Origin of the sequence: Streptomyces bicolor (assembly GCF_000719285.1) — a bacterium.
Lineage (GTDB): Bacteria > Actinomycetota > Actinomycetes > Streptomycetales > Streptomycetaceae > Streptomyces > Streptomyces bicolor.
In genome coordinates, this window is record NZ_JOFS01000001.1 from 22,573 (window position 1) to 35,731 (window position 13,159).

General features: G+C 71.2%; 12 protein-coding genes, 1 tRNA gene and 1 pseudogene. 5 read left to right on the top strand and 9 right to left on the bottom strand.

Annotated features, from left to right (window positions below):
- Position 1: 1 nt before the first annotated feature.
- Both IF78_RS0100100 and IF78_RS0100105 read right to left on the bottom strand, forming a co-directional pair.
- The gene (locus IF78_RS0100100) at positions 2-1,504 is read right to left on the bottom strand and encodes an ABC transporter substrate-binding protein (protein WP_031475983.1); all 1,503 of its coding nucleotides are present in this window, start codon (positions 1,502-1,504) and stop codon (positions 2-4) included.
- A 3-nt stretch (positions 1,505-1,507) separates the two neighbouring features.
- Positions 1,508-2,044, bottom strand: a complete 537-nt coding sequence (locus tag IF78_RS0100105; RefSeq protein WP_037639339.1) for a GNAT family N-acetyltransferase — start codon at positions 2,042-2,044, stop codon at positions 1,508-1,510.
- Between the two features lie 181 nt (positions 2,045-2,225).
- On the opposite strand from IF78_RS0100105, the gene IF78_RS0100110 reads away from it, so the two are divergent.
- The 3 genes from IF78_RS0100110 (at position 2,226) to IF78_RS0100120 (ending at position 4,050) form a co-directional block, all read left to right on the top strand.
- Positions 2,226-3,173: an ATP-binding protein gene (locus IF78_RS0100110; RefSeq protein WP_031475979.1), complete on the top strand. Its 948-nt coding sequence runs from the start codon at positions 2,226-2,228 to the stop codon at positions 3,171-3,173.
- Positions 3,174-3,238: 65 nt separating this feature from the next.
- Positions 3,239-3,631, top strand: coding sequence for an SCO5389 family protein (locus IF78_RS0100115; RefSeq protein ID WP_031475977.1), 393 nt, complete (start codon positions 3,239-3,241; stop codon positions 3,629-3,631).
- 35 nt (positions 3,632-3,666) lie between these two features.
- Positions 3,667-4,050: a hypothetical protein gene (locus IF78_RS0100120; RefSeq protein ID WP_031475975.1), complete on the top strand. Its 384-nt coding sequence runs from the start codon at positions 3,667-3,669 to the stop codon at positions 4,048-4,050.
- 125 nt (positions 4,051-4,175) lie between these two features.
- Here IF78_RS0100120 and fusA read toward each other — a convergent pair whose 3' ends face one another.
- The 3 genes and pseudogenes from fusA to IF78_RS49345 all read right to left on the bottom strand — a co-directional run.
- Positions 4,176-6,248 carry an elongation factor G gene (gene fusA / locus IF78_RS0100125; protein ID WP_051827431.1) on the bottom strand — a complete coding sequence of 691 codons (2,073 nt, stop codon included), beginning with the start codon at positions 6,246-6,248 and terminating at the stop codon, positions 4,176-4,178.
- 140 nt (positions 6,249-6,388) lie between these two features.
- Positions 6,389-6,514, bottom strand: a complete 126-nt coding sequence (locus tag IF78_RS50330) for a hypothetical protein (RefSeq protein ID WP_267882929.1) — start codon at positions 6,512-6,514, stop codon at positions 6,389-6,391.
- A 139-nt stretch (positions 6,515-6,653) separates the two neighbouring features.
- Positions 6,654-6,788, bottom strand: a pseudogene (locus tag IF78_RS49345) (cytochrome P450); the annotation flags it as partial.
- Between IF78_RS49345 and IF78_RS45530 the strand changes: the two are divergent.
- The gene (locus tag IF78_RS45530) at positions 6,739-7,290 is read left to right on the top strand and encodes a WD40 repeat domain-containing protein (protein ID WP_167348299.1); all 552 of its coding nucleotides are present in this window, start codon (positions 6,739-6,741) and stop codon (positions 7,288-7,290) included. The pseudogene IF78_RS49345 and the gene IF78_RS45530 overlap by 50 nt on opposite strands.
- On the opposite strand, the gene IF78_RS0100135 is transcribed toward IF78_RS45530, so the two are convergent.
- The 4 genes from IF78_RS0100135 to sucC form a co-directional block, all read right to left on the bottom strand.
- Positions 7,255-7,339 (bottom strand) — tRNA-Leu (locus IF78_RS0100135). The two genes, IF78_RS45530 and IF78_RS0100135, sit on opposite strands and share 36 nt — an antisense overlap.
- A 221-nt stretch (positions 7,340-7,560) precedes the next feature.
- Positions 7,561-9,102 (bottom strand): aldehyde dehydrogenase family protein, encoded by a 1,542-nt coding sequence (locus IF78_RS0100140; RefSeq protein WP_031475971.1) that lies wholly within the window; start codon positions 9,100-9,102, stop codon positions 7,561-7,563.
- 167 nt (positions 9,103-9,269) lie between these two features.
- Entirely contained in the window at positions 9,270-10,154 is an 885-nt protein-coding gene (gene sucD, locus IF78_RS0100145) for a succinate--CoA ligase subunit alpha (RefSeq protein ID WP_031475969.1), read from the bottom strand.
- 14 nt (positions 10,155-10,168) lie between these two features.
- Positions 10,169-11,302 carry an ADP-forming succinate--CoA ligase subunit beta gene (sucC, locus tag IF78_RS0100150; protein ID WP_031475967.1) on the bottom strand — a complete coding sequence of 378 codons (1,134 nt, stop codon included), beginning with the start codon at positions 11,300-11,302 and terminating at the stop codon, positions 10,169-10,171.
- A gap of 166 nt (positions 11,303-11,468) precedes the next feature.
- On the opposite strand from sucC, the gene IF78_RS0100155 reads away from it, so the two are divergent.
- Positions 11,469-13,151 carry a thiamine pyrophosphate-binding protein gene (locus tag IF78_RS0100155; protein WP_031475965.1) on the top strand — a complete coding sequence of 561 codons (1,683 nt, stop codon included), beginning with the start codon at positions 11,469-11,471 and terminating at the stop codon, positions 13,149-13,151.
- The last annotated feature ends 8 nt before the right edge of the window (positions 13,152-13,159 follow it).

The following is a 13,159-nucleotide window of genomic DNA, read 5'->3' on the forward strand; positions in this document are numbered from 1 at the left end:
CTCAGCGCCGGGTGCCGGTGCCGACGAGGGTGCGCTCGTACGGGTCGAGGAGCGCGCCCCGGACGGAGGTCGCGACGCCGGTGATGATGCGCTGGTGGACCAGCGGCACCACGGCGTCCGTGCCGAGGATGCGGGCCTCGGCGGCCATGGCCGCGTCCTGCCGCTCGGCGGTGCCGGCGGTGTCCTCGGCCTTGGCCACGGCCCGGTCGACGTCCTTGTCGCAGAGCTGGGCGATGTTGTAGCCGCCGTCGCAGGTGTAGTCGCCGGCGAGGACGGAGACGGGGTCGCCGGTGTCGACGAGGGTGTTGCGGGCGAGGACGAAGGCGTCGAACTCACCGGCCAGCGCGTCGCTCTCCAGGCGGGAGTACTCGCGCACCTCCAGCGTGACGTCGAAACCGGCCTTCGCCAGCTGCTGCTTCAGCACCTGGGCGACCTCCGGGAGCTCGGGCCGGTTGTCGTACGTGGCGAGGGTGATCCGCGTCCCGTCGGCCTTGCCCGCCTTCGCCCGCCCGACCGGCTCGGTCCGCTTGCCGGCGGCCCAGGTGACGGCGGGCCCGTAGATACCGGCGCCGGCGTCCGCGTATCCCTCGTAGACGTCCTTGGCCAGTACGGACGTATCGACGGCCTGCCGGGCGGCGGCCCGGAGCGCGGCGTCCTTGAAGGGGCCCTTCTCGGTGTTGAGGAGCAGGCTCGTGGTGCGGGTGGTGGCGGTCGCCTCGCGGGTGGCCTTGTCGAGGGTGGCGGCCTGGGCGACGGGGATCGCCTCGGCGAGGTCGACCTGGTCGGTGCGCAGGGCGCTCGCGCGGGCGGTGCCGTCGGCGACGAACTTGACGTCGATGCCGGCGGCCTGGGCGCGGCCGCCCCAGTAGTCGTCGTAGCGGTCGAGGGTGGCCGCGGTGGCGCCCATGACCTTGGTGAGCTCGAAGGGCCCGGTGGCGGTGCCGACCGGGTCGACCTTCTCCTCCTTGCCGTCCTTTCCGTACGCCTTGTCGGCGAGGATGGCGAGCGAGGGGCTGGACAGTCGCAGCGGGAGGATCGGGTCGGGTCGGCCCGTGCTGATCCGTACGCCGGTGCTGCCCTCGGCCTTGGCGGTGAGGGTGACGCCGGACAGGGCGGCCGGGGCGGGCTTGGCCTGTGTGGCGTGGGTGAGGGAGGCGGCGACCGCGGCCGGGGTGACCTTCGAGCCGTCCTGGAAGGTGGCCTCGCGCAGGGTGAACAGCCAGGTGCGGTCGTTCTCCTGGCGCCAGGAGGCGGCGAGAGCGGGGGCGGCGGCACCGTTGGCGTCCAGCGCGGTGAGGCCCTCGGTGACGCCGAGGCGGCTGAGGATGGTGGCGTCGGCGCCGTACGGCGAGAGGTTCTCGGCGGGCGGGAAGGCGAGGGCGACGCGCAGGCGGGAGCCGTCCTGGGCGTTGTCCGCGGCGTCGGTGCCGCCGCCGGAGGCGAAGCAGCCGGCGAGGACGGGGGCCAGTACGAGGGCGAGGAGCGGGCGGAGTCGGTGTCGCACGGTCTATCGCTCCATCGGTATCTCGAAGTGAACGACGCCGTTCACGCCGCCGGTTTCCTCGCGTTCGTCGTGCACGACCTTGCCGAGGGAGCGCCAGAAGCCCTCGGCGCCGGGCACCTTCGGGTCGGTGTGCAGATACACGGCGCGGTAGCCGCCGTCCGCAGCGGCGAAGGCGAGCAGTTCCTCGACCAGCCGCCGGGCCAGGCCGCGCCTGCGATGCTCGGGGCGGACGTAGACGCGGCGCAGCTGCGCGGTCTCGCCGCAGGGGTAGCGCTCGGCGAGGTCGCGCGGATTCGGCGGGTGGGCGGGGCCGCGCGAGTCGAGGGCAGCGGTGGCCACGACAGCGTTGTCGCTCGGGTCGAGCGCGACGAGGAGGGTGTGGCGGGGCGGGCCGAGGTAGGCGGCGGCCGGATCGATGATGTCCGCGTGCCAGCGGGGCACGTAGCCGGTGCCGAAGTCGTGGTAGACGGTGTCGAGCATCAGGGCTCGCGCACCGTCGAGATCGTCCGGGCTTGCCACCCTGATGCTGTAGTCGTGCACTTGCACATCATATGCATTAAGGGCAATGGGTGATCGCGACGGCCCCCGCGGCCGCCACAACCCCCTTACACAGCAGGCGATTTGACAGTGATCAGAGCCGCCGACACCCTACCCACATGACATCCATTTTCAACAAGGGTATCCCGCAGGCTGCCCCGGCCGCGAAGGCGGGCCGCTGCTGATGCGTATCGCATTCGTCGGCAAGGGCGGCAGCGGCAAGACGACGCTGTCGGCGCTCTTCTCCCGCCACCTGGCCCGCTCCGGCGCCCCCGCGCTGGCCATCGACGGCGACATCAACCAGCACCTCGCCGAGGCACTGGGCCACGAGGGCGACGCCTTGGACGCCCCGCCGCTCGGTGCCCACGTGCGGGACATCAAGGAGTACTTGCGCGGCACCAACCCGCGTATCCCCTCCGCAGACGCCATGGTCAAGACCACGCCACCCGGCCGCGGCTCCCGTCTCCTGCGCCTCCTCGGCGACGACGAGCTGCACGCACGGCACGTCCGGCGCGTGGGCGACGTGCCGCTGATGGTGACGGGCGAGTTCGACGAGAGCGACCTCGGGGTGGCCTGCTACCACTCCAAGCTCGGCGGGGTCGAGCTCTACCTCGGCCACCTGGTCGACGGCCCCGGCGAGTACGTGGTGGTCGACATGACGGCGGGCGCGGACGCCTTCGCGTCGGGGCTGTTCACCCGCTTCGACATGACGTTCCTGGTGGCGGAGCCCACGCGCAAGGGTGTCTCCGTGTACCGCCAGTACCGGGACCACGCGAGGGAGTTCGGGATCCGCATCGCGGTCGTCGGCAACAAGGTGACGGGCGAGGACGACCTGCTCTTCCTGAAGGAGGAGGTGGGCGACGACCTCCTCACGCACCTGGTCCACTCCCCCTGGGTCCGGGCCGCCGAACAGGGCAGGCAGCAGGGCGAGCTGGAGTCCCACAACGTGCACGCCCTCAACGTCCTGCGCGAGGCGGTGGACGCCCACCCCAAGGACTGGCCCACGACCCACGCCCACGCCGTCGAGTTCCACCTGCGCAACGCCCGCGCCTGGGCGGACGACAGGACGGGCCACGACCTGGCCGCGCAGGTGGACCCTGACTTCGTACCCGGCCCGGCGGCACTGGCCTGACGACGACGCCACCGTCCCCTCAGCACCCCCGCATCACCACCTCCCCCGAACAGGAACACACGCACATGTCTCTCGACGTCTCCCCGAAGCTCCTCGCCGAAGCCGAACACGGTGACATCCGCGAGGAGGACTTCGTGGACACCGTCCGCACCTCCCTGCCGTACGCCTACGACCTGATCGCCTCCCTGGCCGCCGAACTCCACGACAACACGGCCGAGTTCACCGACAACCAGACCCCTCCCCCGTCCGAGCAGGAACGCGGCCAACTCCTGCGAGCTCTGGCCAGCGACGCGATCCGCGGCAGCCTGGAGCGCCACTTCGGCGTGAGCCTCGCCTTCCAGAACTGCCACCGGGTGGCGGCGTTCCGGCCCGAGGCGCGGGACGGGGAGACGTATGCGCGGTTCACTTCGGTGCGGTCGCAGGTACTGAACCAGTCGCCGGAGTTCCGGGACTGCTGATCTGATACACCGAGTTCGACGGGGAGACTGTGCTCATGCAGCTCCCCGAGGACGCCGTGGCCGCCACCGCGTTGATCGAGGTCGTACGGATCTCCGCCCTCCCGGTGAAGCCGGGCGCTCCGTATCCCGGCAGGGCTGTCGCCCACTGGGCCGGGATCGAAGCGGCCGACGCCCTGACCCTGATCGGGACACTGCCCAGCGGCAAACAGCACCGCTGTGGCTTCTCACCGGGCTGGAGCGTTCGTGCGTACGAGGACTCCCTCGATCTGGCCCTGTTCGAAGCGGCGTTCTGCTTCAGCTGCCACGAGGTCCGGATGCACGGGGCAGCCGTCCCGCCCGCGTTGGCCACGCAGTTCTTCGGCGCGGACACTCCGCCGGCTCAGGCCCTCCTGGCTCTCTTCCGCGCGGCGACGCCGTGACCCCTTCGGCGTCGCCGCGGATCACCGGGTGGCACGAGAGGGGCGGCCCCTCCCCGTCAGGGGGAGGGGCCGCCCGTGGAGGGCGGAGGCCCCGGCTCCTCGATGGGGCGGGGCTTCCGTTCGCCCTACCGTGGCGCCGTCGTCGTCGAAGCCGACGGCTGTGACGGGGCCGGCGCCGGTGCGTACCCCGTCGGCCGGGCCGTGAAGCTGCCGCGCCCCTGCGTCCGGCTGCGCAGCCGGGTCGCGTAGCCGAACAGCTCCGCCAGCGGCACGGTCGCCGTCACGACCGCCGCGCCCACGCGCGTGGTGGAGCCGGTCACGCGGCCCCGTCGCGCCGCGAGATCGCCGAGCACTCCGCCGACCGCGTCGTCGGGCACGGTGACCGTGACCTCGACGACCGGCTCCAGGAGGACCATCGCGCAGGTGCGCAGGGCGTCGCGGAGGCCGAGGCGGCCGGCGGTGCGGAAGGCCGTGTCGGAGGAGTCCTTCACGTGGGTCGCCCCGTCGGTGAGGGTGACGCGCAGCCCGGTCACCGGGTGGCCGCCGAGCGGGCCTTCGGCGAGGGCGTCCCGGCAGCCCGCCTCGACGGCACGGACGTACTCCTGCGGAACGCGACCGCCGACGACGGCCGAGCGGAACTCGAAGCCGGACTCGGTTTGCGCAGGTTCCACGTCGAGGACGACATGCGCGAACTGCCCGGCCCCGCCGTCCTGTTTGACGTGCCGGAAGACGAAGCCGGACACCCCGCGGCCGACCGTCTCCCGGTAGGACACCCTCGGACGACCGACGTTGACCTCCAGCCCGTTGTCCCGACGGATCTTCTCCACCGCGACCTCCAGATGCAGTTCACCCATGCCGGACAGCACGGTCTGCCCGGTCTCGGCGTCGGTCCGCACGACCAGCGACGGGTCCTCCTCGGCCAACCGTCCCAGCGCGGAGGCGAGCCGGTCGGCGTCGGTCGACCTGCGAGCCTCGATCGCCACGGACACCACCGGGTCGGCCACGCCGGGCGGTTCGAGGACGAGCGGGGCGTCCGGTGCGCACAGCGTGGCGCCCGGGCGGGCCGACTTCAGACCGACAACGGCCACGATGTCCCCGGCGACCGCCCGGTCCACCTGGGCGTGACGGTCGGCCTGGACCCGCAGGATCCGCCCGATCCGCTCGGTGCGCCGCGCGCCGGCGTCGTACACCGTTCCTCCCTTCTCGATCGTTCCCGAGTACACCCGCAGGTAGGTCAAACGCCCGGTCGCAGTGGCGCTCACCTTGAACGCCAGTGCCGCGAACGGAGCCCGCGGATCCGCGGGTCGCTCTTCGTCGGCACCGTCGCGCAGGCCGCGTACGGCCGGCACGTCGAGCGGTGACGGCAGATACGCCACGACCGCGTCGAGCAGCGGCTCGATCCCCCGGTTGCGGTAGGCCGAACCGCACAGAACGACGACGCCGTCGCCGCTGCGGGTCAGGTCGCGCAGGGCGGTGACGAGGGTCTGAGGCGCGACCGTCGACCGCGCGCAGAACTCCTCGAACGCGCCGGCGTGCAGCTCGGCCACGGCCTCCTCCAGCAGTCGCCGACGCCGCCGCGCCTCCTCGCGCAGGTCCTGCGGCACCGATTCCTCCACGACCGTCTCGGCGTCGTCGGCCCACACCAGCGCCCGCATCCGTACGAGGTCCACGACGCCGCGGAAACCGTCCTCCGCACCGATGGGCAACTGCACGACCAGCGGCGCCGGATGCAGCCGTTCCCGGATCGACGCGACCGCGGTGTCGAGGTCGGCGCCGGCCCGGTCCAGCTTGTTGACGAACGCGATCCTCGGCACGCCGTGCCGGTCGGCCTGGCGCCACACGGACTCGCTCTGCGGCTCGACGCCCGCGACGGCGTCGAACACCGCGACCGCGCCGTCGAGGACGCGCAGCGACCGCTCCACCTCGTCGGCGAAGTCGACGTGCCCGGGGGTGTCGATGAGGTTGATCCGGTGACCGTCCCAGTCGCAGCTCACCGCCGCCGCGAAGATGGTGATGCCGCGATCGCGCTCCTGCGGGTCGAAGTCGGTGACGGTGGTGCCGTAGTGGACCTCGCCGCGCTTGTGCGTGGTCCCGGTGGCGTACAGGATCCGTTCGGTGACGGTGGTCTTGCCGGCGTCGACGTGGGCGAGGATGCCGAGGTTTCGGACGACGGCGAGGGTGTTGGGGTTGGTGCGCACGGCCCTTGGCCTTTCGGATGCTCCGGAAGCGGTGAAGGGGTCAGCGCGATTCCCGGACGAGGCGCATGCGAGAACGACCTGCCGTGCCTGTCAGCGACAAGGAATGGCAGGGCAGTTGAGGTACTCGAGTGCTTCGGTACTCAGGTGTTCGTCACGGGCATCCGGTGCCGGCCGCGCAGCGGGCACCGGGCGGACGAGGACACGAGGATCACGTCGTACCGGTCATGCCGGGAGGGGGAGACGGCGACAGCGGTGCGGTCACGCACGGCCCGGCTCCCCTCGACTCGTCACGGTGACGCGCCGCCGGGCTGGGGGCGGCGCGTGATTTCGTGGTGAGTTTAGAGAAACGGGCGAGGTCGAGGCACGCGAATTTCCGCGGCCGCCACCGGCTACGAAACAGTCCGCCACGAGGAGCCCCTCCACCCGCTGGAGCTCCTGGACCGAATCGGCGAGTCGAAGGGTGGGCGGCTTGCGGAGGAGGACCTCGAGGGTGACCTGCAGTTCGGTGTGGGCCAGGCTCTGCCCGAGGCACGAGTGCGGCGGCACCATGATGCGCGCGATCATCGATGCACGGGCCGCCGGACGGCTGGGCACACCGGCCGGCATCGCCTCCGCGGACGCGTTCCTGCTCGGTCCGGACTCGGGCTTCGTCAGCGGTGCCGACCTTCTTCTGTGCCGGGCGGACGTCGAGGACCGCACGCTCCTCGTGGCCGGCGGCGACGGCCTGGGCATCGCCGTCTGGGACCCCGTCACCGGCGAGCGTGTGGGCGATCTGGGCACCGACCTCGCCGGCCGGATGAGCGGCCATGGCTGGGTGCGCGCCGTGTGCCAGGTCCGCCCGTCCGGGGACCCGCCGCTGATCGTCACGGCGGGGTACGACGACGGGGCGCGGGTGTGGGACGTGCGGAAGGAGATCGGTGCGCGAGCGGAGGCACGGCCCGCGGCCCCTGCAAAACAGTCGTGCGGGCCGAGGTGTCCTCGGCCCGCACGAGCTGGAAATGATCTGTGTCCGAGGGGGGACTTGAACCCCCACGCCCGATAAAGGGCACTAGCACCTCAAGCTAGCGCGTCTGCCATTCCGCCACCCGGACTAGGTGTCTGCCGCCTTGCCAGGGGTGTTCCCCGCGGCGACATGGACAACAATACCAAGGTTTCGGAGTGCCTTTCACCTGCATATCCGCCCGTCGGACGGCCGACGCGAGCAAGAGACCAGGCGACCGAACGGGCTTCACCACGCGTGATCCGCCGGTCACGCACAGGTGGTACCGGGCCGGTGGCGCCCTGACCCGGCGGGCCCCACCGGCCGGTCTCGTCAGGGCATGAGGTGGTAGTCCGGGAAGTTCCCGGGGAGCCGCTCCCCCTCCGGCCCTTGGGTGACCGCGCGCACCAGCAGCTCCCCGCCGACGAACGCCCCGCGCCAGGACGCGCCGAAGCCGCCGAACAGCTCGTCGCGGTCGCCACGGGAGCGCGGCTTGCCGTGGCCGACCTTGAACGCGCGGATCTGCGGGGCCAGACGGTCGTAGGTCGCCCGGTCGTCGGTGGACAGCGTGGCGACCAGCGCGCCGTTGGACGCGTTCATCGCCGCCAGCAGCTCCGCCTCGGTGTCGACCAGGACGATCGTGTCGACCGGACCGAAGGGTTCCGCGTGATGGAGCGGGGAGGACGGCGGCGGGTTCAGCAGCGTGACCGGCTGGACGTACGCCGAGGTGTCCTGGCCGGGCAGGAAGCGGGCGTCGGACAGCCTGCCCCGGTGCAGCGGGACGGCGCCGCGGTCGATCGCCTCGGCGACCTGATCGTGCAGCTCCTTCGCCTTGGCCGCGTTGACAACCGGCCCGAAGTCCAGCCGCGGGTAGGGATCGTCCCGCTTCTCGACCGCCAAGGGGTGGCCGACCCTCAGCGTGCGCACCGCCGGGAGGTACGCCGCGAGGAACTCGTCGAACAGCTCACGCTGGACGACGAAGCGCGGGTACGCCGTGCAGCGCTGTTTGCCGTAGTCGAAGAGCTTGGGGACGACCGCCGTCAGCGCGTCCCAGTCCGTGAAGTTCCAGATGCCCCAGGTGTTGAGTCCTTCCTGTTCGAGTACGTGTCGTTTGCCGAGGTCGGCGACGGTCGTGGCCACCGCGGCGCCGGTGTCGCGGCCACCGACGAAGGAGACGCAGCCGATCTCGGGCGCCCGCACCAGCGCCGGGGACAGCTCGCCTCCGCTGCCGCTGACGAGGGTGACGGGAATTCCCTCGCGGGCGGCGAGCGCGCAGGCCAGGGTCAGACAGGCGACACCGCCGTCGGTCGGGGTCTTGGCGATGACCGCGTTGCCTGCCAGTGCTTGTACCAACACTGCGTGAACGAGCACGCTCATCGGGTAGTTCCAACTCGCGATGTTGGATACCGGCCCCTCCAGAGGGGCTCGGCCGGCGACCATCGGTTCGATGCCGTCGACGTACCAGCGCACGCCGTCGATGGCCCGGTCGACGTCCGCCTGGGCGAGCCGCCACGGCTTGCCGATCTCCCAGACGAGAAGCAGGGCGAGCAGCTCCCGGTGCTGGGTCAGGGCGTCGAGGGTGGCGGCGACGCGGGCCCGGCGTCCGTCCAGCGGGATGTGCCGCCAGGCGCGGTGCTGGTCGAGCGAGGCGCGTACGGCCTGGTGCGCGGTGGCCCGGTCCAGGCGTGGCGGACCGGCGATCGGGCTGCCGTCGACGGGGCTGGTGGCGGGCAGCGCACGGCCGTCCGCCCGCCAGTCGGAGTTCCAGAGGTTGAGGACACGGTCGTCCCGGAAGGCCTCGGGTGCGACCGCGAGGCAGCGCTGCCAGGCGTCGGACCAGGAGGTGCCGGATTTGAGGGTGAGGGTGGTTGCCATCGGGGTCTCCGCTCTCGGTGCACAGTCGAGAGGAAAGGGGCCGGTAGGGCCCTTCCTTGGAAGGGTGGTGGTGATGGGAGACGGGTGGGCGGTCGTACAGGGCCGCGGCGGGCGCCGGCGCGGCCAGGAGACTCCGGACGGCAGCCTCGCGCCGACCATGAGTGACGTCACGCATCCGCCCCCAGGCGGTTCAGCACCAGACGCGCGGTCTCGGTGGGCGTGCTGCCGACCCCTACGCCCACCGCCTCCAGCGCCGCCTTCTTCGCCGCCGCCGTACCGGACGAGCCGGACACGATCGCACCCGCGTGCCCCATCGTCTTGCCCTCGGGTGCGGTGAACCCGGCGATGTAGCCGACGACCGGCTTGGTGACGTGGTCGCGGATGAAGGCCGCCGCGCGTTCCTCGGCGTCGCCGCCGATCTCTCCGATGAGGACGATGAGTTCGCTGTCCGGGTCGTCCTGGAAGGCGGCGAGGCAGTCGATGTGGGTCGTGCCGACGACCGGGTCGCCGCCGATGCCGACGCAGGTCGAGAAGCCGATGTCGCGCAGCTCGTACATCAGTTGGTAGGTGAGCGTGCCGGACTTGGAGACCAGGCCGATGCGGCCCGGCTTCGTGATGTCGGCCGGGATGATGCCCGCGTTGGACTGGCCGGGGGTGATCAGCCCCGGACAGTTGGGGCCGATGATGCGGGTGCCGCGCGCCTTCGCGTACGCCGTGAAGGCCACGGAGTCGTGGACCGGGATGCCCTCCGTGATCACGACAGCGAGTCCGATGCCGGCGTCCGCGGCCTCGACGACGGCCGCCTTGGCGAAGGCGGGCGGCACGAAGACGACGGTCACATCGGCGCCTGTGGACCGTACACCGTCGGCAACCGACCCGAAGACCGGGACGGCACGGTCGTCGAAGTCGACGGTGCGGCCGGCCTTGCGCGGGTTGACGCCGCCGACGACGTCCGTACCGGCGGCGAGCATGCGCCGGGTGTGCTTCATGCCCTCGCCGCCGGTCATGCCCTGGACGAGGACCTTGCTCTCCTTGGTGAGGTAGATCGCCATGTCGTCATGTCTCCTCAGGCTGCTGCGGCGGCGAGTTGGGCGGCACGCAGCGCGGCGCCGTCCATGGTGGTGGCCTGCTGGACCAGGGGGTGAGCGCGGTCGTCGAGGATCGCTCGGCCGCGCGCGGCGTTGTTGCCGTCGAGGCGTACGACGAGGGGCTTGGTCAACTGGACGCTGTCCAGGGCCCGCACGATGCCGTCGGCGACCGCGTCGCACGCGGTGATCCCACCGAAGACGTTGACGAAGACCGACTTCACGGCGGGGTCGGAGAGGATGACGGACAGGCCGTCGGCCATGATCTGGGCAGACGCCCCGCCCCCGATGTCGAGGAAGTTGGCGGGGCGGGCGCCGCAGCCCGCGACCACGTCCAGTGTGGACATGACGAGTCCGGCTCCGTTGCCGATGATGCCGACCTCGCCGTCCAGCTTGACGTAGTTGAGGCCCTTGGCGGCGGCCGCCGCCTCCAGCGCGTCGTCGTGCTCCACGCCCTCGGCGCCCCACCGGGCCTGCCGGAAGCGGGCGTTGTCGTCGAGGGTGACCTTGCCGTCGAGGGCGAGGATCTGGCCGTGCCCGGTGCGCACGAGCGGGTTCACCTCGACGAGGAGGGCGTCCTCGCGGACCAGCACCTCCCACAGCCGTACGAGGACGTCGACGGCCTGCGGGGGCAGTCCGGCCGCCTCGGCGATCTCGCCGGCCTTCGCGGAGGTGACGCCCACGGCGGGATCGACGGGGATGCGCGCCACGGCCTCGGGCCTACTGGCGGCGAACTCCTCGATCTCCGTGCCGCCCTCGGCCGAGGCGATGGCGAGGAACCCGCCCGCTGCCCGGTCGAGCACAAACGACACATAGAACTCGGCCTCGATGTCCACGGATTGGGCCAGCATCACCTTGCCGACCGTGTGCCCCTTGATGTCCATCCCGAGGATCTGGCGTGCCGTGATCTCGGCGGCTGCCGGGTCCGCGGCGAGCTTCACACCGCCCGCCTTGCCACGGCCACCGGTCTTCACCTGGGCCTTGACCACGACACGGCCGCCGAGCCGGCGAGCGATCTCGCGGGCTTCCTTGGGTGAGTCCGTCACCTCTGCCCGCGGCACCAAGATGCCGTGTTCCTCGAAGAGTTCCCTTGCCTGGTGTTCGTACAGGTCCATTCCGGCTCCTGACTCAAAAGTGCCGCACGCCCCCTGGACACCACCCACCGGATGCGGGATAACAAGGTTCATACAGTATTCGTCGACTGTATGCAATGTACGCCGACGGCCGACGACATACCGCTGAGTGCGTTCCCAACCCCCTACGAAGGGACAGGACTTCGCCATGCCCGACGACACCCAGGACGTCATTTCCGGTGGTCATCTCGTAGCCAAGGCGCTCAAGGCCGAGGGGGTCGACCGCATCTACACGTTGTGCGGCGGCCACATCATCGACATCTACGACGGCTGCGTCGACGAGGGCATCGAGGTCGTCGACGTCCGCCACGAGCAGGTCGCCGCCCATGCCGCCGACGGTTACGCCCGCATCACCGGCAAGCCCGGCTGCGCGGTCGTCACCGCCGGGCCCGGCACGACCGACGCCGTCACCGGTGTCGCCAACGCCTTCCGCGCCGAATCGCCAATGCTGCTCATCGGCGGCCAGGGCGCCCTCACCCAGCACAAGATGGGGTCCCTGCAGGACCTGCCGCACGTCGACATGATGACGCCGATCACCAAGTTCGCGGCGGCCGTGCCGGACACGGCGCGCGCGGCGGACATGGTGTCGATGGCGTTCCGCGAGTGCTACCACGGCGCACCCGGGCCTTCCTTCCTGGAGATCCCGCGCGACGTCCTCGACGCCAAGGTGCCGGTGAGCAAGGCACGCGTGCCCAAGCAGGGCGCCTACCGTGCCTCCACCCGCTCGGCCGGCGACCCCGAGGCCATCGAGAAGCTCGCCGACCTGCTGGTCCACGCGGAAAAGCCGGCCATCCTGCTCGGCAGCCAGGTGTGGACGACCCGCGGCACCGAGGCGGCCATCGAGCTGGTGCGCACCCTGAACATCCCCGCCTACATGAACGGGGCCGGCCGCGGCACGCTCCCGCCCGGCGACCCGCACCACTTCCAGCTGTCGCGCCGGTACGCCTTCTCCAACGCCGACGTCATCGTCATCGTCGGCACCCCCTTCGACTTCCGCATGGGCTACGGCAAGCGGCTGTCACCGGACGCGACCGTCGTGCAGATCGACCTCGACTACCGCACCGTCGGCAAGAACCGTGACATCGACCTCGGGATCGTGGGCGACGCCGGGCTGGTGCTGAAGTCGGTGACCGAGGCGGCCTCCGGTCGCGTCAACGGCGGCGCGTCGAAGCGCAAGGAGTGGCTCGACGAGCTGCGCGCGGCCGAGCAGACCGCCCTCGAGAAGCGGCTGCCCAGCCTGAAGTCGGACGCCTCACCGATCCACCCGTACCGGCTGGTCAGCGAGATCAACGACTTTCTCACCGAGGACTCGATCTACATCGGCGACGGCGGCGACATCGTCACCTTCTCCGGTCAGGTCGTGCAGCCCAAGTCACCCGGGCACTGGATGGACCCGGGTCCGCTGGGCACGCTCGGCGTCGGCGTCCCCTTCGTGCTCGCGGCCAAGCAGGCGCGGCCCGACAAGGAGGTCGTCGCGCTCTTCGGCGACGGCGCGTTCTCCCTCACCGGCTGGGACTTCGAGACTCTCGTCCGCTACAACCTCCCCTTCGTCGGCATCGTCGGCAACAACTCCTCCATGAACCAGATCCGCTATGGCCAGGCCCAGAAGTACGGCGTGGAGCGCGAGCGGGTCGGCAACACCCTCGGCGACGTCCACTACGACAAGTTCGCGCAGATGCTGGGCGGTTACGGCGAGGAGGTCCGCGACCCCGCCGACATCGGCCCCGCGCTGCGGCGCGCCCGCGAGTCCGGCAAGCCGTCGCTGATAAACGTCTGGGTCGACCCGGACGCGTACGCCCCCGGAACCATGAACCAGACCATGTACAAGTGAGGTGACCC

Coding starts and splice junctions, on each gene's coding strand:
- IF78_RS0100110 (WP_031475979.1), top strand. CDS start 2,226: ATGCGTATCGCATTCGTCGGCAAGGGCGGCAGCGGCAAGACGACGCTG.
- IF78_RS0100115 (WP_031475977.1), top strand. CDS start 3,239: ATGTCTCTCGACGTCTCCCCGAAGCTCCTCGCCGAAGCCGAACACGGT.
- IF78_RS0100120 (WP_031475975.1), top strand. CDS start 3,667: ATGCAGCTCCCCGAGGACGCCGTGGCCGCCACCGCGTTGATCGAGGTC.
- IF78_RS0100140 (WP_031475971.1), bottom strand. CDS start 9,102: ATGGCAACCACCCTCACCCTCAAATCCGGCACCTCCTGGTCCGACGCC.
- sucD (WP_031475969.1), bottom strand. CDS start 10,154: ATGGCGATCTACCTCACCAAGGAGAGCAAGGTCCTCGTCCAGGGCATG.
- sucC (WP_031475967.1), bottom strand. CDS start 11,302: ATGGACCTGTACGAACACCAGGCAAGGGAACTCTTCGAGGAACACGGC.
- IF78_RS0100155 (WP_031475965.1), top strand. CDS start 11,469: ATGCCCGACGACACCCAGGACGTCATTTCCGGTGGTCATCTCGTAGCC.